Raw genomic sequence first — 25,625 nt, forward strand, 5'->3', positions numbered from 1 at the left:
GCGCTCTGGTACTGATGAAGGATGCCACAGCTACTTCATATCGATTCGTCCGCCGAGCTTCACACATCGACGTCCCGTGAACTCACCGCGTTGTTCGCTCAGCAGTGGGCGGAAATCAGCCCTGCGCACGAGGTAGTCAGGTTGGACCTGCACCGGAATCCGCTGCCACACCTTTCCGATGCGGCCCTGCACTATGCGCCGCGGCTGCGCGTCGCTGGAGAGCAGCCGACTGCCGAGGCCGAAGCATTGCAGGCTCTTGTCATCGAACAACTCACGGCTGCGGACGTTGTCGTGATCGGCGCGCCGATGTACAACTGGTCGATCCCGTCTACGTTGAAAGCATGGATCGACTACGTGCACGTCTTGGGGACGACCGTGCCTTTCGATACGCCGCCTCTTGGAGCTTCTGCTCAGCCCATGGCAGGTAAGCCGGTGGTGATCGTGTCCAGTCGCGGAAACACCTACGCGCCGGGCTCGGGGAACGAAGGCGATGACCACACCGTGCCGCCGCTAGTGCAGGTATTGGGTGTTTCGATGGGCATGAACGTCACCGTTGTCACTGCCGAACTTACTTTGGCGCAGCGCATTCCACCGATGGCACCGCTGATCGAGCAGGGCAAGGCGAGCCTCGACGCTGCCCGTGATTCGTTGATCGAGCTCGCCCGTACTCTGGGGGCTTGATCAGGTATTGGCCAGAGCGGCGATCATCGACGCCACATCGGCGGGGTCTGCGTCGTAACCCGGGAAATAGCAACACACTTCGGTGGCATGATTGCCGAATCTTCGCCGGATTTCGGTACCACATTCTTCCGGCGTGCCGACGACGGCCAGTGTTGTCAGCATGGGATCGGTGACAAGCGAAGCCATTTCGCCGTACCCGCCTCGTTTCGACAGTGCATTGAGTTGAGGCTGCACGTCGCCCCAACCTTCGATGTCGAGTACCGGCCTGTAGGCGGGCGTCGAGCCGTAGAAGGAGAGCAAGCTTCGGACTCCGCGGGCCGCTGCGTCCAATTGCTCCCCGCCGCGTCCGACGCCCACGATCACCTGCGGAATGATGGTGAATTCTCCTCGCGTGCGCTCGGATTCGCGTAATCCGGCGTCGACGGCCGGCAATGTCCGCTCGAGGAAGTGGCGCTCCGAATGGAACGGCATGACCAGCAGACCGTCGGCCACGGCCGCTGCGGTTCGCGTCATGATCGGCCCGAGTGCGCCCATCAGAATGGGCGGGCGCCCGAATGGGTTGGGGCCGGGGTTGAAGGTCGGCGGCATCAGGGTGTGTGTGAAGAATTCGCCGCGGAAGTTCAACGGAGTTCCGTGTTCCCACGCGTCGAAGATCGCGGTGATCGCGCTGACGGTTTCCCGCATGCGCGCCGCCGGCCGCGACCACGTTGCGCTGTACCTCTTCTCGATGTGCGGTTTGATCTGCGAACCGAGGCCCAAGCGGAACCGGCCGCGGCTGAGTAGCTGTAGGTCGTTCGCGGAATGCGCCAAGTGCATCGGGCTGCGGGGGAGCGCGATGGCGACATTGGTCATGAGGTCCAGCTCCACCGTCGACGCGGCCTCCACGAGCGGGAAGAACACGTCGTGCGGCCCTTCGAATGTGAAGAGCCCACCGGCGCCGGTCTCGGCGAGTTCGCTACTGCGAGCGGCCCCGTCGCCGGGTGCTGAGTCGAGTTGGATGTGAACTTTCATCGGCGCACAGCAGTGATCGCAGCCAGCGCTGTCAGGGCGCAGTACAGAAGGGGTCCCCAGCCGAGTACGGCGCTCACGTCGTCAGCGCCCCAGACGAGGGACCGGAATCCCAGTCCGGCGGCGATCCCGAGCACACCCACCACCGCACCCACGATCCGCGCGGAAGACTTCCGCGCGGATAGGAGTTGCACTGTCAGGAGAGTGAGCAGCAGTAGTAGGACAGCGGCAGCGCCACTGCCGATCAGGACGACGGTAACCGCGTCGGAGATGTCGCTTGCCGAGTAATCGGGGTTGTCCCGTGCGATCGAGGACTCGAGCGCGCTTCGGATCTCGGTCAGGTTCACGACCACGATCGCGGCGAGTGCCAGGAGGACAACGACGGACCCTGCCCAGGCCGCCATCGAGACTTTTGGCGTCCGGTGCTCCGATTGCCGGTGCAGTGGACGGATCGATACTGCGGGCCTCGCGGGACTGGGTCGTGTACCGGCGCTGGGAGAATTGTCGGGATCCGTCACGGGCCGATCGTAGCCAGTCCACGTGATCCGAAGCACATTTCCGAAATTTCTCGGAGGCCGGGAACAAATTTACCGGTGCTGTAGTTGACCATTTCGACAAGCTTGAGCGCCCCCGGCTCAACTTCGAGTTGACTCTCGGCCTCGGTTGAGGGCAAACTTGAGCGGAGGACGCTCACCAAGCGAAAAACGCGCGGTCATGGCCGAGATCAAGCACTCGGACAGAGCACCGCAGAACGAAAGGTAGGAACACTATGGCTCGTGCAGTCGGTATCGACCTCGGTACGACCAACTCGGTAGTAGCAGTGCTGGAGGGCGGCGAGCCCGTAGTGGTCGCCAACTCCGAAGGCTCGCGCACCACGCCGTCCGTCGTCGCATTCGCAAAGAACGGCGAGGTCCTCGTCGGCCAGCCTGCGAAGAACCAGGCGGTCACCAACGTCGATCGCACCCTCCGCTCCGTCAAGCGCCACATCGGCACCGACTGGAATGTCGAGATTGACGGCAAGAAGTACACGCCGCAGGAAATCAGCGCTCGCACGCTCATGAAGCTCAAGCGTGACGCAGAGGCTTACCTCGGCGAAGAAATCACGGATGCCGTGATCACCGTCCCCGCATACTTCGAGGACGCACAGCGTCAGGCCACCAAGGAAGCCGGCCAGATCGCCGGCCTCAACGTTCTCCGTATCGTCAACGAGCCCACCGCGGCTGCACTGGCATACGGCCTGGACAAGGGTGACACCGAGCAGACCATTCTGGTCTTCGACCTCGGTGGCGGTACCTTCGACGTCTCCCTGCTGGAAATCGGCGACGGCGTCGTCGAGGTTCGCGCAACCTCCGGTGACAACCACCTCGGTGGCGACGACTGGGACGAGCGCATCGTCTCCTGGCTCGTCGACAAGTTCAAGGCTCAGAACGGCATCGATCTGACCAAGGACAAGATGGCCCTGCAGCGTCTGCGTGAGGCTGCGGAGAAGGCGAAGATCGAGCTCTCCAGCTCGCAGAGCACCTCCATCAACCTCCCGTACATCACGGTCGACGCGGACAAGAACCCCTTGTTCCTCGACGAGCAGCTCACGCGTAGCGAGTTCCAGAAGATCACCTCTGATCTTCTCGATCGCACCCGCGCGCCGTTCCAGGCCGTGATCAAGGACAGTGGCATCTCCGTCAAGGACATCGACCACGTTGTTCTCGTCGGTGGCTCCACCCGTATGCCGGCAGTCTCCGATCTGGTTCGCGAGATGACCGGTGGCCGTGAGCCCAACAAGGGTGTCAACCCTGACGAGGTTGTGGCCGTCGGCGCTGCTCTGCAGGCCGGTGTCCTCAAGGGTGAGGTCAAGGACGTTCTGCTCCTCGACGTCACACCGCTCTCGCTCGGTATCGAGACCAAGGGTGGCGTGATGACCAAGCTCATCGAACGCAACACCACCATCCCGACCAAGCGCAGCGAAACCTTCACCACGGCTGACGACAACCAGCCTTCGGTGCAGATCCAGGTGTTCCAGGGTGAGCGCGAGATCGCTTCGCACAACAAGCTTCTCGGCTCCTTCGAACTCACGGATCTGCCGCCCGCACCGCGTGGCGTCCCGCAGATCGAGGTCACCTTCGACATCGATGCCAACGGCATCGTGCACGTGACCGCGAAGGACAAGGGCACCGGCAAGGAAAACACGATCAAGATCCAGGACGGCTCCGGTCTGTCCAAGGAAGAGATCGAGCGCATGGTCAAGGACGCCGAGGCTCACGCTGAGGAAGACAAGGCTCGCCGCGAAGAGGCAGAGGTCCGCAACCAGGCCGAGTCGCTGGTCCACCAGACGGAGAAGTTCGTCAAGGAACAGCGTGACGGCGAGAACGCGGGCAAGGTCTCCGAGGAGATCCTGACCAAGGTCGAGGCTGCGATCAAGGACGTCAACGACGCCCTCGCCGGCACCGACATCTCGGCAGTGAAGACCGCCGTGGAAAAGCTGGGCACCGAGTCACAGGCTCTGGGCCAGGCAATCTACGAGGCCTCCGCAGCCAGCGAAGCCGGAAACACCGACGGCGCAGGCAATGACGACGACGTCGTCGACGCCGAGGTTGTCGACGAGCCTTCCGACTCGGACAAGAAGTGACCTCGGACAACTCCGAGAACAACCCGGTCGACCCCGAGACCGGTGCACAGGGAGAGGCGGCCGGTGAAGGCCGGCCGCCGCTCGACTCGGAAGACACAGGGGTAGTGCAGGAAGCCGAGGCCATCGTGGAAGAAGCGACGCTGGCCGATCAGTTGGCAGAACGCACTGCAGACCTGCAGAGCTTGCAGGCACAGTTCATGAACTACAAGCGCCGCGTCGACCGCGACAAGCAGGTCGACATCGCCAACGCGAAGGCCTCCGTAGTGGGAGTGCTCGTCCCGATCCTCGACGATCTGGATCGCGCTCGCGCACACGGAGACCTCGAAGAGGGTCCGCTGCGAGCCCTCGCGGACAAGCTCAACACCACCCTCACGGGTCTCGGTTTGAGCGAGTTCGGCGCCGTGGGAGACGCTTTCGATCCCGAGCTGCACGAAGCTGTGCAGCACGAAGGTGAAGGAGCCGACCCGGTCCTGAGTGTGGTCATGCGTAAGGGCTACAAGTTCGGTGACCGCGTCCTGCGACACGCGATGGTAGGCGTTGCCGATCGAGTGGGCGAGCAGCCTGCCGACGACAGCGCAGGCGCAGAAGAAGAATCAAAGTAACAGCGAGAGGAGGAGACGCCCAGTGAGTCAACGGGAGTGGATCGAGAAGGACTTCTACAAAGAGCTGGGCGTCTCGTCCTCAGCTTCGGCCGACGAGATCAAAAAGGCGTATCGCAAGCTGGCTCGGGATCTGCATCCCGATGCCAACCCGAATGATCCGAAGGCCGAAGAGCGCTTCAAGGCTGTCAGTGAAGCCAACACGATCCTGTCGGATCCGGAGAAGCGCAAGGAATACGACGAAGCCCGAAGGCTGTTTGCCAGTGGCGGATTCGGTCCCCGCGCGCAAGGCGGCGGCGGTGGCGGATTCAATCCCGGCGCCGGCGGCTTCGACATCAACGACCTGTTCGGCGGCGGTGCCGGCGGCCAGGATTCGGGTCTCGGCGACATCTTCGGTGGATTGTTCAACCGAGGCGGCGGCGGGCAGCGAACCTCGACGGCCAACCGTCCGCGTCGGGGCAAGGACCTCGAAACCGAAACCACGCTCGGGTTCCGCGAAGCGGCGCTCGGTGTCACCGTTCCGCTGCGGATCACCAGCCCGGCGTCGTGCACCACATGCCACGGCAGCGGCGCAAAGCCGGGTACCAGCCCGCGAGTGTGCCCCCACTGCAACGGAACCGGTGTCATCAACCGCAACCAGGGCGCCTTCGGATTCAGCGAGCCGTGTGACGATTGCCGGGGAACCGGTTCCATCATCGACTCGCCGTGCGAGGACTGCCACGGTAGTGGCGTCACCAACCGCACCCGCACCATCACGGTGCGCGTGCCGTCCGGTGTCAGCGACGGTCAGAAGATCAGGCTCAAGGGTAAGGGTGAAGCGGGACTCCGCGGCGCTCCCGCCGGCGACCTGTTCGTCAACATCCGGGTGCGTCCCGACTCTGTGTTCGGACGTAACGGCGATGATCTGACGGTTACCGTGCCGGTGAGCTACGGCGAACTGGTTCTCGGTACCACGCTTTCGGTGCCGACGTTGGAAGGCCGTGTCGGAGTGAAGGTTCCACCAGGAACTGTGGACGGACGCGTTCTGCGGGTACGTGGACGCGGCATCCCGAAGCGTCCTGAAGGAGCCGGCGATCTACTGGTCACCGTGAAAGTGTCTGTCCCGCAGAAGCTGGACGACGCCGCGATCGAAGCGCTCGAGACCTATCTCGAAGCAGAGAAGGCGAGCGGATTCGATCCACGGGCCGGGTGGGCCGGTGTGTGATGACCGAGCAACCGAAGAATCAGAGGGACGCATCGCTTGACCCGGATGCTCAGATCTTCGTAATTTCGGTGGCCGCCGAACTGGCGGGCATGCACGCGCAGACCTTGCGCAACTACGACCGTCTCGGTTTGGTGACTCCGCATCGCACCACCGGCGGCGGACGCCGTTACTCCCCGAGAGATGTTGCGCTTCTTCGTGAGGTGCAACGTCTTTCGCAGGACGAGGGCGTCAACCTTGCCGGAATCAAGCGGATCATCGAGCTGACAAACCAGGTCGAGGCTCTGCAGCACCGAGTTCGGGAAATGGCTGACGAGATCGCCAAGATCCATGCCGGCTACCGCCGGGAACTGGTGCCGATCCCACGTAACAACGCGTTGGTGGTCTGGAAACCGCGCAATCAACGGTAGCGCCCAGCGCTGAAAATCTTTACGGCCCGGTGGCCTTGTCGAATCAGAGGATTCGGGAAGGCCACCGGGCCGTTTTGCTGCCTTTTTCACGGCGTTTTCGAATTGTTCCGCCCAGTGGGAATCGATCTGTCCGGGCGGCTCGAATGTGCATACCGTCCGCCTCGGCACGTGAGCGCCGAACCCGTTTGACGTTATCCAGATCACATCCTATGCTTCCATCCCAAGCAACCGCTTGCTAGATTATCGAGCGAGTGCTTGGTCGGCTGATGCCCGAAACGGGGCGTGTCCATTGGCCTGGCCTTATCTTCCGCATCAGGTATTCGCCTGATGTTCGGCATACATGTGTTCTAGGAGTACAGACATGAAACGTCGGCCCATTCTCGTGGCGGCAGTAGCTGCGACGGCAGCTCTGACTTTGTCGGGCTGCAGTGGTTCTACCGAGTCGGAAGGCGGTGCCGACGCGCCGTACCGAGTGCTGCTGACAGGCGGTCTCAGTGGCCAGGGTGCTCTTGCTGCAAACTCGCAGACGGCGTCACTCGCCACGAAGGCCGGTGTCCAGGTTCAAAACGCCGCCGGTGGTATCGGCGGTCGTCAGATCGAATTGACGACGGTGGAGGACGCAGGCGACGCAACCATTGCCGTCACCAAACTGCGCGAGGCCATCAACTCCGGCAACAAGCCGGATCTTTACCTCAACTCGGGTCCGTCGTCCATCGGTGCCGCAGTTCTTCCGATCCTCAAGCAGAACAACATTTTGTCGCTGAGTCTCTCTCCCGCACCGGACTCGACGGATCCGACAAAATTCCCGCTCAACTTCGACCTCGCGCCCGGCGCGACGGATACCGCCCGCGGAATTTCCGAGTACGTGAAGACCAAGGGCTACAACAGTGTCGGAGTTCTCCACGGCAGCACTGCATACGGTGAACTGTTCGGCGACGAGATGACCACGGCGCTCGGCAAGGTCGGTGTAGCGGCTGCCGGCAACGAAGAGTACGACGCTACGGCCCTGGACATGACGGCGCAGTTACAGTCACTCAAGAACGCCGGCGCCACGGCAATTGCCTTGGACGCGTACGGCGCACCGCTCGGTTACGTCCTGCAGAGTCTCGAGCGTCTCGGCTGGGAGGTGCCGTTGATCGGTAACACGTCGGTGTCCGCCACGAACCTCATCGCCAACGATCCGCCGACCGGCGTGCTGGGAACTCCCCAGGTCAAGAACCTGGTGACGCAGGTGTTCACCAGCACGGTGTTCGATCCGAACAACGAACTCGTCAACACGATGGTGAACACGATGGCATCGATGGGTTCGATTCCGTCGACGCTGATCCTCGCCGACAACTACGACGCCTTCCCGCTGGTTGCGGCTGCTGCCGAGAAGGTCGGCAGCTCGACCGATCCGAAGAAGCTCGCCGAAGCACTCGAGACGGAAGAGGTTCAGAAGAACGCCAAGACGGCGTTCCTGTCACGCTACAACTTCAGTGCCGACAGCCATGGCCCGAACCCGAACACCAGTGAGCTGCAGTTCATCAGCCCCACGAAGATTCTCAACGGCCAGTTCGGAAACCCGGCCGCCTCATGACAATTCTGTGGTCCGGGTTGGCACTCGGCGCGGTCTACGTGCTGGTTGCCATCGGATACAACATCGTTTTTGTTTCCTCCAACACGTTCAACTTCGCTCAAGCTCAGCTGATGATGGTGGGCACGTTTGTCGCCTACACCGGGTTGGTCACTCTGAAACTTCCCGTTCTCGTGGTGGCTGTCATGGCCACCGTGACGGTGATGCTGTTGGCCGCGGTGGAGGAGATAGTCGCGATCAGGCCGGTGGCCGATCATCAGAATCAATTGGTGACAACACTCGGTGTAGCAACCCTGCTCAACGGTGCGACGCAGTTGATCTGGGGCAGTGAGCCTCTCACGGTTCCGTTCTTCGGGTCGAACGATCCCATCACCCTGCTCGGCGGCCGTACCTACCCGGTCGAGATCGCTCTGCTGGTTTCCGCGATCGCACTGGTCATCGGATTGAGCTACGTCTCGAAGAAGACCATGACAGGACTGGCTCTGATCGGTATCTCCGAAGACCGTGAAGCGGCAATGCTGCGCGGAGTCAACGTACGACGGTTGGCACTGGGAGCCTTTGCGTTCTCCGGTGCCCTGGCCGGAGTCCTCGGACTCTTGGTCGGTCCCAAGACGTTTGCGGTCGCGACCTTGGGTGCCGCACTGGCGCTCAAGGGTTTCGTTGCCCTGGCGATCGGAGGATTCGGCTCTCTGCCCGGTGCATTGATCGGCGGACTGACCGTGGGTCTGGTGGAATCGTTCACCGCTCTGTGGGCAGGCAGCCAGTACAGCAATATCGCCGTCTTCACCGTGCTGATCATCATCTTGATGGTCAAACCGGCAGGACTGTTCGGCAACGTCCGAGAACGGGTGGTGTGACGTGGTAAATGCTTGGCGGACCTTCCGTTCCCTTCCCAGCTGGATCATCCCACTGATCCTCGCCGGGGTGATCTTGCTGCTGCCCGTCCTCGGGCTCGACCTGTCGACGTCGCGGCAGATTCAATTGGCCTGCATCCTGGCCCTGGTGGTCAGTGGACTCAACCTGAGCCTCGGCTTTGCCGGTGAACTGGCCCTGGGCCAGGCCGCGATGTACGCGGCGGGTGCCTACACCGCTGGTCTGATGTCGCAGGCCGGTCACACCGACATCCTGGTGCAACTTGCCGCGTCCGGAGCAGTGGCTCTTGCCGTCGGTGTCCTGACCGGTGTTCCCGGTCTGCGCCTGGGCAATTGGTCCCTGGCCATGACGTCGTTCTTCCTGGTCCTGCTCGTGCCGGACGTTCTGGCGATCTTCGGCGGCAAGACCGGTGGGCGTAACGGCCTCACCGGTATGGAACCCCCGACGCTGTTCGGGTCCGAACTCGACACACAGCAGTACTACATGGTGGTTGTCGTCGTCACCGTCCTCTGGTTCGCAGTGATGCGCAACCTGGTGGTCTCACGCCACGGCATCGCGTTCCGCACGCTCAAGCAGTCGCCGGTTCTGGCGTCCTCGCAGGGTGTGTCTGTGTTCCGGATGAAGCTGCTCGGCTATGCGATCGGCGCGTTCCCGGCCGGTCTGGCGGGTGCGCTGTTCGCCAACACCGATCTGTTCATCTCGCCGGAAGCCTTCGGGTTCACGTTTGCCACAGCAGTTCTGGCGGCGTCGATTCTGGGCGGTGCGGCAAGTGTGTACGGCGCCGTTGTCGGTGCCGCGATCATGCAGCTCGGCCCCAACCAGTCGACGGCGTTCCAGGAGTATTCGCTGATCTTCTACGGCGGATTCCTGATCATCGGCGGTGTTCTGCTCTCGGGCGGCTTGACGAAGGTCGGTCGATCGTTGGTGTCGAAGCTCGATCGCCGGGCCGGAATCGGCGTCGTTACTGCGAAAGAGAACAGCAGTGGCACAGTCGAACTGCCGCCGATTGCGGGTGCACGGTTGGTGGTCGACGGAGTGTCCAAGGCCTTCGGCGGCAACCAGGCACTCAATGCGGCAACCTTGACTGCCGAGGCCGGCAAGGTAACCGCGTTGATCGGGCCCAACGGTTCGGGCAAGACAACCATGCTCAACATGATCTGCGGGTTCTACACCGCGGACGCCGGTGTGATCACCATCGGTGACACGGTGGTCTCGCAATCGTCGCCGGACAAGGTGGCGCGTGTCGGTGTGGCGCGGACGTTCCAGACTCCGACGATTCCGGAGAACATCACCGTTCTGGAAGCTGTTGCCTCCGGACGGTATTCGGTACACCGCGCGTCCATGGCGTCGGCGGTGCTGCGGTTGCCGAGCTTCCGTAAGATCGCGAAGGCCGACATCGCCGAAGCCGAGCGTGTTCTCGAGTTGGTCGGTATGTCGCACCTGCGCAACGAGATTGCGACGTCGTTGCCCCTGGGTATGCGTCGTATGCTCGAAGTTGCCCGCGCCGTCATCGCCGAGCCGAGAGTGGTCCTCTTCGACGAGGTAGCATCCGGACTCGACGAGGACGAACTCGAGCGCCTGGCAGATCTGATCCGGGTACTGCGCGATGCCGGTGCCACCGTGGTGTTGGTGGAGCACAACTTCCGACTCGTGCTCTCACTGGCCGACGAGATTGTCGTGCTGGCGCAAGGACAGGTGATCGCTACCGGTGATGCCGCGACGATCGAACATCACCCCCGAGTGCTCAGTGAGTACCTCGGAGTGAAGTCCGGTGACGAAGAAGCGCTTCTCGAAGAAATCGGCGCGGTAGACCATCGAACCAGCGAGGTGAAGTGATGGAACCGATTCTCAAGGTCCGGAATCTGCAAACCGGGTACGGCGATCTGCGGGTCGTCTGGGATGTGTCGTTCGACGTCTATCCCGGTCAGGTGACCGCCCTGCTCGGACGCAACGGAGCCGGCAAGACGAGCACGCTTCGCGCTCTGTCCGGACTCAACAAAGTGGCGTCGGGGACCGTCGAGATGGACGGCGCCGACATCACCGGAGTGCCCGCACACAAGCGGGTGCGGCAGGGGATGGCCTATGTGCAGGAAGGCAAGCGGGTCTTCCACAAGCAGACTGTCGAACAGAACCTCCTGCTCGGTGGCTACACCCGCAAGGTGAAGCGCAGCGAACTCATGGAGTCCGTCGAGTCCATGTACGAGATGTTCCCGATCCTGGGGGAAAAGCGCTCGCTGCCGGCTGGTTCCATGTCCGGTGGTCAGCAGCAGATGCTCGCGATCGGTGCGGCGCTGATGGCCCAGCCTCGGTTGCTGCTGCTCGACGAGCCGTCCGGTGGTCTCGCTCCCGTGATTGTCGGCGAGGTGATGGACCGCGTCCAGCTGCTCAAGGAAACCGGGCTCGCGGTCCTGCTGGTGGAGCAGGCCGTTGAAGCGGCGATGAGCGTCGCCGATCATGTGACGGTCCTCGACATCGGCAAGGTGGTTCTCGACGCCGACGCCAAGGACATCGACGACCTGGCAGTGCTCAAGGACGCGTACTTCGGACGCGTCTGAACTGCGGTGACACCAGACTTCAGCCCGGCCACCTCGGCCGGGCTGAAGTTGTCTCCCGCTCCGTGGCACAAGCTGTGGCCAACGATCAACCACGGATCTACCGTCGTCGAACAACTTCTGCGAGAGGTAACTTGATGACGACTGCTCCCGACGTGCTCGCTCCCGCCAAGCTCGGCCCGGTGACTCTGCGAAACCGGATCATCAAGTCCGCGACATTCGAAGGCAAGACCCCCGACGCATTGGTCACCGACGAACTCGTCGAATTTCATCGGCGCCCCGCAGCGGGCGGAGTCGGGATGTCGACCGTTGCGTACTGCGCCGTCGCACCGGAGGGGCGTACCGAATACGGGCAGCTGTGGATGCGGCCGGATGCACTGCCCGGACTGCGTCGTCTCACCGATGCCATTCATGCCGAAGGTGCGGCAGCGTCCGCCCAACTCGGGCACGCCGGCCCGGTGGCGAACCAGAAGTCGACCGGGCTGCCCGCTCTGGCACCATCGAGTTCCTTCAACCCACTGAGCATGAAGATGATTCGCACCGCCACCACCGCGGACATCACCAGAATTGCTGCGGCACATGGCAGCGCCGCACAGCTCGCCGTCGAAGCCGGGTTCGACGCCGTCGAGATCCACTTCGGCCACAACTACTTCGCGAGCTCGTTTCTGAGCCCGAAACTGAACCGTCGCAAGGACTCCTATGGTGGATCGCTGGAGAACAGGGCTCGCGTTGTCCTCGAGACGGCGCGCAGCGTTCGTGACGCCGTCGGCGGGAAGATCGCGATCCTGGCGAAGTTGAACATGGACGACGGTGTGCCAGGCGGATTCTGGGTGGACGAGGCAATTCAGGTGGCGCAGTGGCTCGAGGCGTCCGGCAGCGTCGACGCGTTGGAATTGACGATGGGTAGTTCGCTGCTCAATCCGATGTACCTGTTCAAAGGTGATGCGCCGATCCGTGAGTTCGCCGCTGCGATGCCGCAACCGGTTCGACTTGGCGTGCAGTTGGTGGGAAAGAGCATGTTGCACGCGTATCCGTACAAGCCGCTGTTCATGCTGGAGGAGGCTCGGCAGATCCGTGCCGCGGTGAAGTTGCCGTTGGTGCTACTCGGCGGCGTCACGGACAAGGCCGGTATGGATACCGCGATGGCGGAGGGCTTCGAGTTTGTCGCGATGGCCCGCGCCTTGCTCCGCGAACCGGACCTGGTGAATCGGATTGCGGCAGAATCCGATACCCGGTCGCTGTGCATCCACTGCAACAAATGCATGCCGACTATCTTCAGCGGAGCGCGCTGCGTGTTGGTCGAACGCGCATAAAGGCTGCGGCCCGACATCTTGGTGATGCCGGGCCGCAGTTTTGAGCGTTGGTACGGAGGGTTTGGTTGGCCGGCCGGTTACTCGGCTTCCTTGATCCAGTCCGTGGCGTACATCGTCATGGGACCGAAGAACTCGTGAACGACGTCGTTGACCGCTTCGAGTCCACTTTCGCTGTTTGTCATGATCACAACACTGCGACCCGTCTCGGGGTAGGCGATGAAGAAGGCTTTGAACGCGCCGTTGTCGCCCCAGTGCCAGATGGCCTTCCCGAGTTCGTTTTCCTGCAGACCGATGCCGAGTCCCCACTTGATGTGGGCGATCGCGTCTTTGTTGCTGCCGCCGTGGTCAGCGCTGCCGGCCGCGGTGAACATCATGTCCCGAGTAGCAGGCTCGAGTCCTTCGCCCGCGAGAAGCGCGCCGCGCAGGAACTTCGAGTAGTCGCCGGCCGTCGTCCGCAGGGTGTACGCGACGTTTGCCCGGGGAAAATTGCGAACGGCCTTTGCGGTGCCGTCGGCGGCATGGCCGACGGCGGTGACGGCGTCGAAAGCCGGTCTGGTCAGCAAATCACTACTTGTCATTCCGAAGCGCTGGAAGACGCGTTCCGAGGCAAGTTCCGCAAACGGTTTTCCGGTGAGCGACTCGACGGTCTTCTGTAGGTAGTAGAAACCTTCGCCCGAGTATGACCACTGGGTTCCTGGTTCGAAAGTAGTACTGACCGGGGTGGTCTCGAATTCGGCACTCGAGGGGCCGGTAGCCCAGTTGGGCAGGCCGGTGGTGTGCGTCAGCGCCATTCTGGCGGTGATCTTGTGGGCTGCGGGATCGGCTGCGATGCGTGGGTACTCGAAATACTCGGACAGCGGCCGATCGAGGTCGATGACGCCCTCGTCCACCAGTTGGAGGACGACGTACGACGCCACCACCTTGGTCAGCGAGGCGGCCTCGAAGACGGTATCCGACGTGACGGCGTTACCGGTCTCGTTGCTCGCGACACCGTAGTTGAACTCCTGGCGTCCCTTGGCATCCGTGTAGACGACCTGCGCTCCGGGAATGCCGTGCGCGGCAAATGCCGTGTTGATTCGCTCTGCTAGCGCGGGATCCGTGCTTCCACTCAGGGAGCCGGTATCGAGAAAGGCAGATCCGGTGGTGGGGAAGTTGATTGGCGCGGCCCCGGCACCGGCTGCGGTTGACATTACGACTGCGACAGAAAATGCTGCGGAAAGTGCAGGTATCAAAACCTTGCGTGGAACGGACTTCACTAAGACCTTCTTCAGAATACGGGGCTGATGGGGCACCCGAATGGTAGGAGGCCGGTTTGTCCGTTTCCCCAGGTGTAATTGCAGGGTCATCAACTCTCAACGTGATTGAAACAGACAGACGGGCGCGATCACGACTGTCCATCCACCGGGAGAGTCTGTTCCCGGCGCCCTGGTTCGACTCGTAGCGTTTCCATCATGACCGATCCTGATATCTCCACCGCACCACTCGACGCCGCACCACTCGACGCCGTAGTCATCGGCGCCGGCGTCGCAGGCTTGTACGCCATGTATCGACTCCGCAAGCAGGGATTGCGCGTCCATGGCTTCGAAGCCGGCTCCGGAGTGGGTGGTACGTGGTACTTCAACCGTTATCCGGGGGCTCGGTGTGACGTCGAGAGCTTCGATTACTCCTTCTCCTTTTCCGAAGAACTGCAACAGGATTGGGACTGGAGTGAAAAGTATGCTGCGCAGCCCGAGATCCTCGCCTACCTGGACCACGTAGCCGATCGGTTCGATCTGCGCAGTGGTTTCACCTTCGACACCCGGGTGAGCAGCGTGCATTTCGACGAGGGAACAGCGCTCTGGCGAGTGCAGACAAGCGATGGGCACGACGTGACGTCCCGCTTCGTGGTGTGCGCCACCGGCAGCCTCTCGACGGCGAACATGCCGAACATCGAAGGCCGAGACTCCTTCGCGGGAGACGTTTTTCACACCGGATTCTGGCCGCACGGAGGCGTCGACTTCACGGGAAAACGTGTTGGTGTCATCGGTACCGGATCGTCGGGAATTCAGTCCGTGCCGTTGATCGCCGAGCAGGCCGAGCACCTGTACGTCTTCCAACGATCAGCGAATTACAGTGTCCCGGCAGGAAACACACCTCTCGATGACACGCGCCGTGCCGAAATCAAGGCAAACTATGCCGAACGCCGTGCGCTCAGCAAGCGCAGCGGCGGCGGTTCACCGTTTGTCGCGGACCCACGAAGCGCGCTGGAGGTCGCCGAAGACGAGCGGACTGCAGCCTACGAGGAGCGATGGCGTCTCGGCGGCGTGCTGTTCGGCAAGACATTTGCCGATCAGACCAGCAACCTCGAAGCCAACGACACGGCTCGCACGTTCGCCGAGACCAAGATCCGTTCGGTGGTGCAGGACCAGTCGATTGCGGACGTCCTGATCCCGAACGATCATCCCATCGGTACCAAACGCATTGTGACGGACACGAACTACTATCAGACGTACAACCGGGACAACGTCAGCTTGGTCGATCTGAAGAAGGCTCCGATCGAGTCGATCGATGCCACCGGAATCAGGACTACCGAATCTCACTACGACCTGGATGCGCTCGTGTTTGCCACCGGCTTCGACGCGATGACCGGTGCGCTCGATCGGATCGACATCCGTGGGCGCGGCGGGGAGACCTTGCGGGAGAACTGGCAAGCCGGGCCGAGAACTTATCTGGGACTGGGGATCAACGGATTCCCGAACCTGTTTGTCGTGACCGGACCGGGCAGCCCGAGCGTCCTGACCAACATGATCCTCGCGGCAGAACAGCACGTCGACTGGATTGCGGACGCGATTGCTCATCTCGACGCGAATGATCTCATCACCATCGAGCCGAGCGTCGAGGCGGTCGACGGGTGGATCGACGAGTGCTCACGCCGAGCATCGGCCACGCTGTTCACTTCGGCGAACTCCTGGTACATGGGCGCAAACATTCCCGGTAAGCCGCGGATATTCATGCCGTTCATCGGCGGGTTCGGTGTCTACAGCGACATCTGCTCCGACGTTGCGGCGCAGGGATACCGAGGTTTCCAACTGAACAGTGCGGTCCACGCATGAGGCGACTGGAGGGCATTCGCGTGCTCGTGACCGGTGCGGCCGGCGGCATGGGTCGCGCACACTGCATTCGGCTGGCAGAAGAGGGTGCGTCGGTAATCGCGTTGGATGTGGCGGCAGCTGGGCTCGACGAAACTGCCTCGGCCGTGCGCGATCTCGGCGGTGCGGCGGTCACAGGCACTGCTGACATCTGCAACTACGAGGAACTCGACAGGGTGGTGGCGGATTGCGTCGCCGAACTCGGCGGGTTGGACGTCGTTGTTGCCAACGCGGGCGTCTACGACACACCTGGACCTTCGTGGACCATCGATCCGTCCGTGTGGAATCGCAGTCTCGACGTCAATCTGACCGGGACCTGGCACACCGTGAAAGCGTGTGTTCCGCACTTCGGGGACGGCGGGTCCGTTGTTCTCGTCAGTTCGACGGCAGGAATCAAAGGCATTGCCGGAGCGAGTCATTACAGCTCCGCCAAGCATGCCGTCGTCGGTCTGGCACGAACACTGGCCAATGAGTTGGGAGCGCAGAGTATTCGCGTCAACTCGGTGCACCCGGGTTCGGTACGGACACCGATGATCATCAACGAACGGGTTTTTGCGAACCTGTGCCCCGACATCGAGAATCCCACTGAATCCGACGCCGCAGCCGTTCTGAGTGCCCGAAACTTGTTGCCCGTGCCGTGGGTAGATCCGGTGGACGTGAGCAACGCCGTTCTGTTTCTTGCGTCTGCGGAGTCCCGCTACATGACCGGCTGTCAGTTGGTGGTCGACGCCGGCCTGACCCAGAAGGTGTGAACCGATGAGACTAGAGGGAAAGATCGCACTGGTCACCGGTGCGGCACGGGGAATCGGACGCGCCCAAGCTGTGCGTTTTGCCGAAGAGGGCGCAGACATCATCGCGATCGACGTGTGCAGTTCGGTGGACACCACGCTCACGCCGCCGTCGACGGACGCCGATCTCGCGGATACCGTCGCGCAGGTTCGGGCTCTGGGACGGCGGATCGAGTCGGTGGTGGTGGATGTTCGTGATCTCGAGGCGCTGCGTAGTGCCGTCGATTCGGCGGTAGGTTCACTCGGTGGGCTTGACATCGTGTGCGCAACAGCGGGTATCACGTCCTCGGACGGGGCTCTGACAATGTCGGAAGACAGGTGGCAGACGATGCTGGACGTGAACCTGACCGGCGTGTGGCACACCACTTCCGTCGCAGCGCCGCATCTGATCGAGCGGGGTGGGGGATCGATGACGCTCACCAGTTCCATTGCCGGCCTCAGAGGGCTCGTCGGAGTTGCGCACTACACGGCAGCCAAACACGGTGTTGTGGGTTTGATGCGGTCACTGGCAAAGGAATTGGCGCCGTACAACGTGCGGGTCAACACGGTGCACCCCACCAACGTCGACACACCGATGATTCAGAACCCCGCGGTGAGCAGCAAGTTTCGCCCCGATCTGGAGAATCCGACTCGCGAGGAGTTCGCCGAAGCCGCGATGACGATGAACATGCTGGCGATACCGTGGATCGAGCCGGTGGACGTAGCAAACGCCGCCCTCTTCCTCTCCTCCGACGAGGCTCGCTACATCACGTCCGTCGCCTTGCCCGTGGACGCGGGTAGCTCGTCTCGCTGAGAGTTTGAGGTGTGTAGCGTCGGTTCCACCCAACCGAAAGGCGCACACCGTGACGGAACGACGCTATCTCGAAGTGACAGTCGGCACGAACATCATCCTGGTGCTCGACCATCGCACCGTCGAGGTATTCGATCGGACCGCCGCGAGCACCAGCGAGGTATGCCGCTGGCACGTCGAACACATTGGGGTGAAGGCAAAGCCGACGAAATCCGGCCTGAAACTGACGATCGGTAACCGGCTTGCCGACGACTCCATTGCCGTCGCCGGCGCGCGTGCTTCGCTGACGGTTCCACCGGACGACGAGGCGGCCGTGATCGCGTTTTTCGACGCGGTCAAGGCCGCCCGCTCGTAACTCAGGCCCCTGCGGCGGCCCGGGTCGCCGCATGGGCACCGGCAACGCGACCGAACGCGAGGGCGTCGGCGATGTGGAATCCACCGTCTTTGGCTGCGCTGTACGTGGAGCTGACAGCGCCTGCCGCATAGAGCCCGGCAATCGGATTGCCGGCAGTGTCGAGGACACGGGAGTGACCGTCGCGGCGCGGCCCGCCGTTGCTCCACCCCAGCAGCGGTGGACCGGAGACGGCGTAGAACGGAGCAACAGCCACTGGAGCCAAGGTCTCCGGGTCACGACCGAACGAATCGTCGACTCTGTCGGCACAGGCCTCGTTGTAGCGTCGCACACTCGTTTCCACGACGGCGGGATCCAGGCCCAGCTTGTCGGCGAGTTCAGCCAGTGTGTCCGCCTTGACGATCCATCCCTTGTCGATCTCGGCTTGATTGTCGGCGCTCCACTCGTAGCCCTCGTCGAGAACGAGACGTCCGACGGGCAGTACGTCGCGGCCCGGACTCAGCGGCCCGGCCAACCGCATGGTCTCGTCGAACACGATGTTCATCGCTCGCACCGGAAAATGTTGGTAGGAACCCTCTTTGAAGACATGCCCGTGGCGCATGTCGGCCGACTCGTCGGTGAATCGGCGTCCCTCCTGGCTGAGGAACACATAGTTGTGTGCATTCCACAATGCGAGGTAGTGCCCGGACGGATCGTCTGCGTCGCCGGAGATTCCGGTGATGGTCATCATGTTGTTCATGTGCCACAGATCGGCGCCGACCGCCTGCGCCAAACGATGACCGTCGCCGGTTGCCGATGGTGATCCCCAGATCTTCGGGTTTTCGAGACGGAGGTAGTCGCGGACCATGGCCGGGTTTGCCTCGAAGCCGCCGGTGGCGAGGATGACTCCCCGACGCGCCTGGATCTGCGAAGTGATTCCACCCGAAACGGTTTCGACTCCGATCACCGCTCCGGACTCGTCCGTCAGGAGTGTGGTCGCCTCGGTGTCGAAGAGTGTTGTGATGCCGCGTTCCGCGAGGGCGGAGACGAGAAATCGGTAGAGCAGTTCATTGCCCATTGCTCCGCCGATCGTGTCCATCCCTGCGTAACAGGAACTTCCGTCGAGTTCGGTGTACTCCGCGGTGGAATGGAACTCGCCGGTCATCGACACCGGTGCGTCCAGATCGCGCAGCCAGGCCGAGAGCCCGTGTGTGTTCTCGGCCCACGCGTCGATCACGTCGTCGGCGACGGTGAACGATCCGTTCAAGGAGCGCAGGAACGTCCGGGCGGCAGCGGGATCCTGGTTGACGAACCATCCACCGCCGGACAAGCGAGTGTTGCCGCCGGCGGTGTCGGGTCCGTCTTTCTCCACGATCACCACCGATGCGCCGTCAGCGTGTGCTTGCAACGCTGCAGCCGATCCTGCAGCTCCCGAACCGATGACAATTACGTCGACAGTGTTATCCATGTCACAACGCTAGGGCGACCGAATTGCGTCGTACATGCACCTTCCCAGTGAGCGAGAGAAGTCCAGCTCAGTACAGGGAACCGGGAACGGGGTAGCTGCGCTCGCTCATTTCGACGGCACCGGCATCGGCAAGGTCGTTGATGGTCTCACGCAACGACGAGCACGAACGTTGCGTGTACTGGTTGTCGGATGGGCGCGCGAGTTCCGGGCAGACCTGAGCGGAATCCTCGAGCCACTGCACGCTGGTGTGCGCGTTGCTGTACTTCTCGATGAGTACCCGGTTACCGCAATGACGGCAGCTGACCTGGCGCATCAGCGTGCGATCATGTCCGACGGCGCCCAGAATGCGCGCGTACTGGTGATCTTGGCGTTCTCGTCGAAGGTCATCACGTCGATGGGGGAGACCTCGTAGATCTTATCGCCCATCGGTGTGACGACGCGGAAATGGAACGCTGCTGCACTGGAACCACTGACACGCAGGGTCAGGAGTTCGATTTCCTGCGTGCGACCCTCGAGAGCGCCGAAGAATGCGGCAATCGCCTCGCGGCCGGAAACCGGTTCGCTGCCCACAGGATCCTCGAGAGTCCCGTTTTCGGCGTACAGGGCAGCGATGTCTGCGCTCGATCCGCGCGAAACCGCGTCGAGGTACGCGGTGACGGTCGCTGTGATCGCGGCGGTGGTATCAGTTTCGGCGGTGGTGTCTGGTCCGGCGGTGGTCATCGACGTAATCCGATCAGTTGTGTCCCGGTGAAGTCGGCTGTGGGTGCCGACTTCACCGGACGCTATCGCTTGTGATCGCCACTATCGGTGATCTCTCCCACGCAGCGGGACGCCTGAGTTTGAAACGCCTGGCCGGTTACGCGTCGAAGCGACCGAAACCGCCACGGTAGAAGAGCAGCGGGCCGTCGTGGCGCAGCACGGTCAGATCCGTGATGCGCGCAATGACGATGGTGTGATCGCCGGCATCGTGCTCGTTTTCGATGGTTGCCTCGATACGCGCCAGAGCGCCGTCGAGGGCAGGCGCGCCGTTGGTGCCAGCTTCCCAGTCGACGCCACTGAACTTGTCAGTGCCGCCGCGAGCGAAAGCCGAGCACATGTCCTTCTGATCGTGCGCAAGAACGTTGATGCAGATGGACCCCGCTTCACGCAGCTTCGGCCAACTCGTCGACGTCTTGGCCGGGCAGAACGAGAGCAGCGGCGGATCGAGAGAGACCGAGACCAAGGACTGGCACGTGAATCCGAGGGGGGACTCACCGTCATGCGCTGTGATCACTGTGACGCCGGTGCAGAAGTTGCTCATCACGTCGCGCAGTGTGCGCCCGTCCAGCGCCGACGGTGCGGCATTTTCTACGGACATGTGTTTCTCCTCGATCAAAGCTCTGCAAACAGGGTGTCGGTCCCTACGATGTGGGGCATTGACGACGTAATCCAGCGCCAGTCCCACTCAATGGCCGCGAACACGACGCTGTCGGGGATCACACCTTCCCTGGTAGCCTCCGCACTCCCGCTGAGTAGAAGGTGCCTGCTCTACTTGTTCGGGATGAAACCGTCGAGTCCGCCGGACGGTGCGATCAATTCGAGTCCGTCTGGCAGCGTCGGGTTGATCATCGGCGCGAGCGGTGCAACGGCCGTCGACGTCATGACGCCCAAGGTCGAGAAGATACGCCCGTCGGGAGTGACGGCCAGGATCCCTTCGGTCGTATCGGTGGCGAAGCCGATGTTGCGCATTCCCTTTCCGGTGACCGGATCGATGTCGACGATGGCGGACTTCACCGGCACCGAGACGGGGTAGCCCTGAACCGGGACGTCGTAGCCGTAGAAGACTTCGATCAGAATCGAGCCGTTCACCACCGTCGGGTTGCCGTTGCCACGCACGACGGGTGCGCCGTACACGTCGCTGACCGGGAGCGTCGCATTGGTCAGCTCACTGAGATCGGCGTCCCAGAGCTTTGCGCCGGCGGCACTGTAGGCGGAGAGGACACCGGGATTGGTGAGCGCGTAGATCGATCCTCGGGCGTCGACGGCCACTGCGGCAGCAGCCGCGCCGGACGGTGCATTCCAGAGTTCCTTGCCGGACGCGGCGTCGAACGCATAGAGGAGTCCTTCGTCGTCACACGTGTAGACGGTTTTTCCGTCGGGTGAGATAACGGGGCTCGAACCGCTGCCAGGGCCCATCTGTGCCGCGAACGCAATGGAAATCGAGCCGGGGGCACCGTTCTTCGGCGGGACGACATCGAGGCCGTAGAGCGCGCCCTTGTCCTCTTCCTGGTCAGTTGCCGCGACGTAGACGCGTCCGGTCACCGAGTCCACGGCCGGAGTGTTCGCGCTCTGGACTATGCCGCCCATGATGATCTGGAAAATGGGATCTTTGATCGCCGGGTCCATCATTCCGCCGGCCCACATGTTCGGGGACATCGGAGTTTTCGTGTGCCGCTTGGCTATTGAACCGGGGAGCTGGAACACGGGTGCGCGCAGCTCGCCGGTGGCCCGGTCCGCGACAATCACCTGCCCGAACACGGTGGTGCCGAAAACCGCGCCGTCCTTCGTGAAAGCCGCTGTGACAAAGGGGTTGATCGCCCGTGATCCGTCGGCGAAGGGGTTGGGGCTTGGCGCTGCGGGGAGGTCGATCACCCAGCGCAGCGCGCCGTCGCTTGTGTACGACCACAGTTGATCTGCATCGCTCACAAAGATATTGCCGTCTTTATCGATGATGGGGGAGGAGATGATTGCGGCCGAGTCGACGCTGTTCTTGCCGGTCCAGGCCGGGGTTTCCCAGACGACGGTGCCGAATTTGTCGAGAACGTGGAGGTTGGAGTTGCCTTCGGCTTTGCCGGTGGTGACGGCCAGGTTTCCGTTGGGCAGCATCGTGGGAGCGGTGAGAATCGACGCGCCCTGCAGAGCTGTCCACCGGGTGTAACTCTGCGCTGGCTCGACGCCGAGTTGTTGGCGGCGATTGCCCGAATCGCCGTGCAGAGTAACCCACCCTGTGTCGGCGTAGACGGATGTGTCGGGGTCGAGGCTTCCACCGGCGCTGCCGATACTGCCGGTGCTGCTTCCGAATCCTGTTGCCAGCACTGTAGTTGCAGCAAAGAGCAGGGACCCGAACTTGGCCGGGGTCATCGATCTCAGAGGACTCATTAATACTCCTTATTAGTAGTAATCGGAAAGGTACACTAAGCGCCATGAGTACGGGAGAGCTCTCGACCAAACAAAAACTCCTCGAAGTGGCAGAAGAACTCTTTGCCACGAAGGGGATCGAGGCGACCCTGGTCGGCGACATCGTTCAGGGTGCGGGCCAACGCAATCCGTCGGCATTGCGGTATCACTTCGGATCCCGCGAAGGCATACTCCAAGCGATTCGCGAGAAGTATCTGGTGCAGTTGGAGGCTCGTCGAACCGCGATGCTGGCAGCCTGGCCGGAAACGGTTACCCCGCGCGAATGTGTGGAACTGATCGTGGTGCCGCTGTGCGAGATGCTCGCCGGCGAAGCGGGACGCAGATACCTGCGCATTCTCGGCCAAACCATCTACCAACTCGAACCGGAGCAGATCGACCAGGTTCCACCGAGCTACCCCAGCCTCGTGCGCTCCATCGAGGTGTTGCGTGAATCTATCGGTCACCTGCCGGCTCCGGTGGTGGACGAGCGAGTGCGCGGTGCGATTCTGCTTGCCACCGCAATGCTTGCCGTCCGCGCACGTGATCTGACCGGACGCCGCCGATTGCCTCTCTCTGCGGCAGATTTTCAAGCGAACGTCATCGACATGACAACGGCAGCCTTGACCGCCAAGTCGTGAAACTCTCCCGCTGGGCGGGCACCTCGGTTTGTGATGCACCAACACCAGGTCACCGATTGTTAGACTTTCGTCCGTGTCCGCACCCGAAGATGTATCCAGAGGACTTCCCGCAACAAGTTGGGCGGTCCTCGGGATGCTCACGTTCGGGGAGGAACTGACCGGCAACGATCTCAAGAAATGGGCCGATTGGAGCGTCGGGTTCTTCTACTGGAGCCCCTCCATCAGTCAGGTGTACGCCGAGCTCAAGAAACTCGAGGGAATCGGGTTCGTGGAATCGCGTGTCGTGTCCGAACCCGGCGTGCGAGGCCGCCGCCTGTACGCGATCACCGAATCCGGAACCGACGCAGTGCGCACGTGGTCGCGGGAAGCACCAGTAGAGGTTCCTGTACTCAAACACGGTGTCATGCTTCGCCTCTGGATGGGGCATCTCAACGACCCCTCACGGCTCAAGGCACTCGTCGGCGCTCACATCGCCAATGTCGAAGAGCAACTGCGGCGCGCGGAACTTCACGCCGACCACGCAGACAACGAGCCCGCGTGGTCGTACCCTGTCATGACCTTGCGGTGGTCAGTGCGCTACTTCCGCGCTGAAATCGACCTTGCGCGTGGGTTACTCGACGATATCGACCGCGCATCCGCAGAATTTGCGAAAGTATCCGAACGCGACCGGCTGGGATCGCCGCTCCCGACGACTCCCGGACGATGGAAGAACATCGAAGATCATGTCGTCTCACTCACCCAGAGCCAACACAATATCTGAGTAGAGAGTCTGCAGCGCCGCTGTGGTGACAGGTAGCGACGCGATGGTCATGAATCCGTGGAAGATGTGCTCGTAGCGGCGGTGAATCACGCGCACACCGCTGTCGGCGAGTCGACGGCCGAAATCCTCACCCTCACTGCACAAAGGGTCGCGGCCGGCAGTGATCAGGACGGTGGTGGGTAATCCGCTGACCTTTGCCTCCGGCCCGAGTTCGGAGAACCCGGACGGTGAATACTGCTCCCAGTACCACGTCATCGCAGCGCGTGTGTTGAACCAGCCCTCGGCAAACTCCCGATACGACGGCGTCTCGAAATCGGCATCGATCACGGGATAGATCAAGACTTGCGCTGCCACCGCCGGCCCGCCTCGATCACGGGATATCAGCGACGCTACCGCAGCCAAATGCCCACCGGCGCTGTCCCCGGCAATGATCAACCGTCCGGGATCGGCGCCGAACTCCGCGGCATGCTCGGCTGCCCAGCGCAGTGCCGCGTACACGTCTTCCGCGGCGGCCGGCGACGGGTGCTCGGGTGCAAGTCGGTAGTCGACTGACATCACCACCGCAGAGGCGCCGTTGCACAGCGCCCGGCAGATGCCGTCGTGGCTGTCGAGATCGCAGAAGACAAATCCGCCGCCGTGCGCGAATACGATGACAGGAGTATTGGATTGGGTCTTCGCGGGCTGATAGATCCGAACCGGAATCAGGCCGCCGGGGCCGGGAATTTCCGCGTTTGTAACCGAGCCCACAGCTTCGGGATTCTCGACCGGCTGGCGGCGAGCGGCAACAGCGGCGCGGGCCTGCGCACCGTCCATCAACTCCACCGCCGGGAACCCGGCATTGAGTGCGTCAAGCATGGTGCGCGAGGCGGGATCGAGCTGTTCACGATAATCTGTCATGTCACGCCCTGGCAGCGGTGGGCAGATTACGCAGCAGCTGCCGGCGTTGCAAAGTTGGTGTGACGCTGTGTGAACCGCCGTCAATGGCACGCCAGATTGCGGACGCAGCCATCCGGACAGGCGCTGCGCTGATGTGGTCATTGCGCAAAGCCTTCGTCGGGCCACAAATCGAGACCGCTGCAATGGCCTGTCCCGGCAATCCGATCGGCGCGGCCAGACAGCTGAAGCCGGCCAACCCGGTTCCACTTTCGAAGGCCACACCGGCCTCGCGAACCCGGGTGAGCTGGGGATGCGTCGCGGGGTGGGGGTGTGCCGCGGCGTGGGGCGGGGCAAAAGCAAGCAGTGCCTGGCCGAGCGCGGTTGTGGGGGCATGACGCCGTTCCCCGACGCGCGTCGGGACAGCGGCAGCCAGGCGCCCACCGATCTTCTCGAGGTACACCACATCCGGACCGTCGAGAATGCCGAGGTGAACAACAAAACCAGTGACGCGATACAGCTCATGCAGAAGCGGCAATGCCGCAGTGTGCAGGCGATCCTGGTGGACGGCGAGAGAGCCCAGCTCCACCAGGCGCATCCCGAGTTCGTAGTCACGGCCGTCGCGTCGCAGCCACCGCATCGAGACAAGCCGCTCGAGCAAGCGGTGGGCGGACGACCGCGGAAGACCGGTGCGGCGAACAATCTGAGCGAGCGTCAGGCGGCCCGGACCATCGAAGGTGTCGAGGACAAGGGAGACGCGATCGAGAACAGCAGTGGGAGTCGAGTCAACTCCCAGATCAACAGACTCTAACTTCACAACCGTCGCTTCGGACTTCCGAGTCATAGTCGTCGCTTCG

26 protein-coding genes are annotated in these 25,625 nt (G+C 62.5%); 16 read left to right on the forward strand and 10 right to left on the reverse strand.

Annotation, left to right across the window (positions count from 1 at the left end):
- The first annotated feature begins 21 nt into the window (after window positions 1-21).
- Window positions 22-681: an FMN-dependent NADH-azoreductase gene (locus ACFRFQ_RS01910; RefSeq protein WP_378652426.1), complete on the forward strand. Its 660-nt coding sequence runs from the start codon at window positions 22-24 to the stop codon at window positions 679-681.
- Here the strand turns inward: ACFRFQ_RS01910 and ACFRFQ_RS01915 are convergent, their stop codons facing one another.
- Both ACFRFQ_RS01915 and ACFRFQ_RS01920 read right to left on the reverse strand, forming a co-directional pair.
- Entirely contained in the window at window positions 682-1,692 is a 1,011-nt protein-coding gene (locus ACFRFQ_RS01915; RefSeq protein ID WP_378652428.1) for a TIGR03617 family F420-dependent LLM class oxidoreductase, read from the reverse strand.
- Window positions 1,689-2,207, reverse strand: coding sequence for a hypothetical protein (locus tag ACFRFQ_RS01920; RefSeq protein ID WP_378652431.1), 519 nt, complete (start codon window positions 2,205-2,207; stop codon window positions 1,689-1,691). The genes ACFRFQ_RS01915 and ACFRFQ_RS01920 overlap by 4 nt, the downstream gene beginning before the upstream one ends.
- 251 nt (window positions 2,208-2,458) lie before the next feature.
- Here ACFRFQ_RS01920 and dnaK point away from each other — a divergent pair, with 251 nt between their 5' ends.
- From dnaK to ACFRFQ_RS01965, 9 genes are all read left to right on the forward strand, one after another.
- Window positions 2,459-4,312 (forward strand): molecular chaperone DnaK, encoded by a 1,854-nt coding sequence (dnaK, locus tag ACFRFQ_RS01925; protein WP_033235710.1) that lies wholly within the window; start codon window positions 2,459-2,461, stop codon window positions 4,310-4,312.
- Complete coding sequence (grpE, locus tag ACFRFQ_RS01930) at window positions 4,309-4,914, forward strand: nucleotide exchange factor GrpE (RefSeq protein ID WP_378652434.1); 606 nt, start codon at window positions 4,309-4,311, stop codon at window positions 4,912-4,914. The genes dnaK and grpE overlap by 4 nt, the downstream gene beginning before the upstream one ends.
- Before the next feature lie 22 nt (window positions 4,915-4,936).
- A complete protein-coding gene (gene dnaJ / locus ACFRFQ_RS01935) occupies window positions 4,937-6,115 on the forward strand; it encodes a molecular chaperone DnaJ (protein ID WP_378652437.1) in 1,179 nt (392 codons plus the stop codon).
- Complete coding sequence (locus ACFRFQ_RS01940) at window positions 6,115-6,522, forward strand: heat shock protein transcriptional repressor HspR (RefSeq protein WP_138870012.1); 408 nt, start codon at window positions 6,115-6,117, stop codon at window positions 6,520-6,522. The genes dnaJ and ACFRFQ_RS01940 overlap by 1 nt, the downstream gene beginning before the upstream one ends.
- 361 nt (window positions 6,523-6,883) lie before the next feature.
- Window positions 6,884-8,101 (forward strand): ABC transporter substrate-binding protein, encoded by a 1,218-nt coding sequence (locus tag ACFRFQ_RS01945; protein ID WP_378652440.1) that lies wholly within the window; start codon window positions 6,884-6,886, stop codon window positions 8,099-8,101.
- Window positions 8,098-8,955 (forward strand): branched-chain amino acid ABC transporter permease, encoded by an 858-nt coding sequence (locus ACFRFQ_RS01950; protein ID WP_138870010.1) that lies wholly within the window; start codon window positions 8,098-8,100, stop codon window positions 8,953-8,955. The genes ACFRFQ_RS01945 and ACFRFQ_RS01950 overlap by 4 nt, the downstream gene beginning before the upstream one ends.
- A 1-nt stretch (window position 8,956) precedes the next feature.
- A complete protein-coding gene (locus ACFRFQ_RS01955) occupies window positions 8,957-10,807 on the forward strand; it encodes an ATP-binding cassette domain-containing protein (RefSeq protein WP_378652444.1) in 1,851 nt (616 codons plus the stop codon).
- The gene (locus tag ACFRFQ_RS01960) at window positions 10,807-11,526 is read left to right on the forward strand and encodes an ABC transporter ATP-binding protein (protein ID WP_138870008.1); all 720 of its coding nucleotides are present in this window, start codon (window positions 10,807-10,809) and stop codon (window positions 11,524-11,526) included. The genes ACFRFQ_RS01955 and ACFRFQ_RS01960 overlap by 1 nt, the downstream gene beginning before the upstream one ends.
- Window positions 11,527-11,660: 134 nt before the next feature.
- Entirely contained in the window at window positions 11,661-12,836 is a 1,176-nt protein-coding gene (locus ACFRFQ_RS01965) for an NADH:flavin oxidoreductase (RefSeq protein ID WP_378652446.1), read from the forward strand.
- Between the two features lie 77 nt (window positions 12,837-12,913).
- Here ACFRFQ_RS01965 and ACFRFQ_RS01970 read toward each other — a convergent pair whose 3' ends face one another.
- Window positions 12,914-14,026: a serine hydrolase domain-containing protein gene (locus ACFRFQ_RS01970; RefSeq protein ID WP_378652448.1), complete on the reverse strand. Its 1,113-nt coding sequence runs from the start codon at window positions 14,024-14,026 to the stop codon at window positions 12,914-12,916.
- Window positions 14,027-14,287: 261 nt separating this feature from the next.
- Between ACFRFQ_RS01970 and ACFRFQ_RS01975 the strand changes: the two genes are divergently transcribed.
- The 4 genes from ACFRFQ_RS01975 to ACFRFQ_RS01990 are packed head-to-tail and all read left to right on the forward strand — an operon-like array spanning window position 14,288 to window position 17,897.
- Window positions 14,288-15,928 carry a flavin-containing monooxygenase gene (locus ACFRFQ_RS01975; protein ID WP_378652452.1) on the forward strand — a complete coding sequence of 547 codons (1,641 nt, stop codon included), beginning with the start codon at window positions 14,288-14,290 and terminating at the stop codon, window positions 15,926-15,928.
- On the forward strand, window positions 15,925-16,716 hold the full coding sequence (locus ACFRFQ_RS01980; protein WP_378652454.1) for a mycofactocin-coupled SDR family oxidoreductase: 792 nt from the start codon (window positions 15,925-15,927) through the stop codon (window positions 16,714-16,716). The genes ACFRFQ_RS01975 and ACFRFQ_RS01980 overlap by 4 nt, the downstream gene beginning before the upstream one ends.
- A 4-nt stretch (window positions 16,717-16,720) precedes the next feature.
- Window positions 16,721-17,545 (forward strand): mycofactocin-coupled SDR family oxidoreductase, encoded by an 825-nt coding sequence (locus ACFRFQ_RS01985; protein ID WP_378652456.1) that lies wholly within the window; start codon window positions 16,721-16,723, stop codon window positions 17,543-17,545.
- 49 nt (window positions 17,546-17,594) lie between these two features.
- Window positions 17,595-17,897 carry a hypothetical protein gene (locus tag ACFRFQ_RS01990; protein ID WP_138870002.1) on the forward strand — a complete coding sequence of 101 codons (303 nt, stop codon included), beginning with the start codon at window positions 17,595-17,597 and terminating at the stop codon, window positions 17,895-17,897.
- A 1-nt stretch (window position 17,898) separates the two neighbouring features.
- On the opposite strand, the gene ACFRFQ_RS01995 is transcribed toward ACFRFQ_RS01990, so the two are convergent.
- The 5 genes from ACFRFQ_RS01995 to ACFRFQ_RS02015 form a co-directional block, all read right to left on the reverse strand.
- Window positions 17,899-19,341 (reverse strand): FAD-dependent oxidoreductase, encoded by a 1,443-nt coding sequence (locus ACFRFQ_RS01995; protein ID WP_378652459.1) that lies wholly within the window; start codon window positions 19,339-19,341, stop codon window positions 17,899-17,901.
- 67 nt (window positions 19,342-19,408) lie between these two features.
- Window positions 19,409-19,654: a hypothetical protein gene (locus ACFRFQ_RS02000; protein WP_138870000.1), complete on the reverse strand. Its 246-nt coding sequence runs from the start codon at window positions 19,652-19,654 to the stop codon at window positions 19,409-19,411.
- Window positions 19,654-20,061 carry a nuclear transport factor 2 family protein gene (locus ACFRFQ_RS02005; RefSeq protein ID WP_378652462.1) on the reverse strand — a complete coding sequence of 136 codons (408 nt, stop codon included), beginning with the start codon at window positions 20,059-20,061 and terminating at the stop codon, window positions 19,654-19,656. Before ACFRFQ_RS02005 ends, ACFRFQ_RS02000 begins: the two co-directional genes overlap by 1 nt.
- A 136-nt stretch (window positions 20,062-20,197) precedes the next feature.
- Entirely contained in the window at window positions 20,198-20,698 is a 501-nt protein-coding gene (locus tag ACFRFQ_RS02010; protein ID WP_138869998.1) for a flavin reductase family protein, read from the reverse strand.
- A gap of 170 nt (window positions 20,699-20,868) precedes the next feature.
- On the reverse strand, window positions 20,869-22,479 hold the full coding sequence (locus ACFRFQ_RS02015) for a PQQ-binding-like beta-propeller repeat protein (protein ID WP_378652465.1): 1,611 nt from the start codon (window positions 22,477-22,479) through the stop codon (window positions 20,869-20,871).
- A gap of 44 nt (window positions 22,480-22,523) precedes the next feature.
- Between ACFRFQ_RS02015 and ACFRFQ_RS02020 the strand changes: the two genes are divergently transcribed.
- Both ACFRFQ_RS02020 and ACFRFQ_RS02025 read left to right on the forward strand, forming a co-directional pair.
- Window positions 22,524-23,135 carry a TetR/AcrR family transcriptional regulator gene (locus tag ACFRFQ_RS02020; RefSeq protein WP_378652467.1) on the forward strand — a complete coding sequence of 204 codons (612 nt, stop codon included), beginning with the start codon at window positions 22,524-22,526 and terminating at the stop codon, window positions 23,133-23,135.
- Between the two features lie 73 nt (window positions 23,136-23,208).
- Entirely contained in the window at window positions 23,209-23,895 is a 687-nt protein-coding gene (locus tag ACFRFQ_RS02025) for a PadR family transcriptional regulator (protein WP_378652468.1), read from the forward strand.
- Here ACFRFQ_RS02025 and ACFRFQ_RS02030 read toward each other — a convergent pair.
- Together ACFRFQ_RS02030 and ACFRFQ_RS02035 are read right to left on the reverse strand one after the other, a co-directional pair.
- The gene (locus ACFRFQ_RS02030; protein ID WP_378652470.1) at window positions 23,866-24,792 is read right to left on the reverse strand and encodes an alpha/beta hydrolase; all 927 of its coding nucleotides are present in this window, start codon (window positions 24,790-24,792) and stop codon (window positions 23,866-23,868) included. The two genes, ACFRFQ_RS02025 and ACFRFQ_RS02030, sit on opposite strands and share 30 nt — an antisense overlap.
- Before the next feature lies 1 nt (window position 24,793).
- A complete protein-coding gene (locus ACFRFQ_RS02035) occupies window positions 24,794-25,612 on the reverse strand; it encodes an IclR family transcriptional regulator (RefSeq protein ID WP_378653493.1) in 819 nt (272 codons plus the stop codon).
- Window positions 25,613-25,625 lie beyond the last annotated feature (13 nt).

The organism is Rhodococcus sp. NPDC056743 (genome assembly GCF_042790355.1).
Classification (GTDB): Bacteria; Actinomycetota; Actinomycetes; order Mycobacteriales; family Mycobacteriaceae; genus Rhodococcus_F.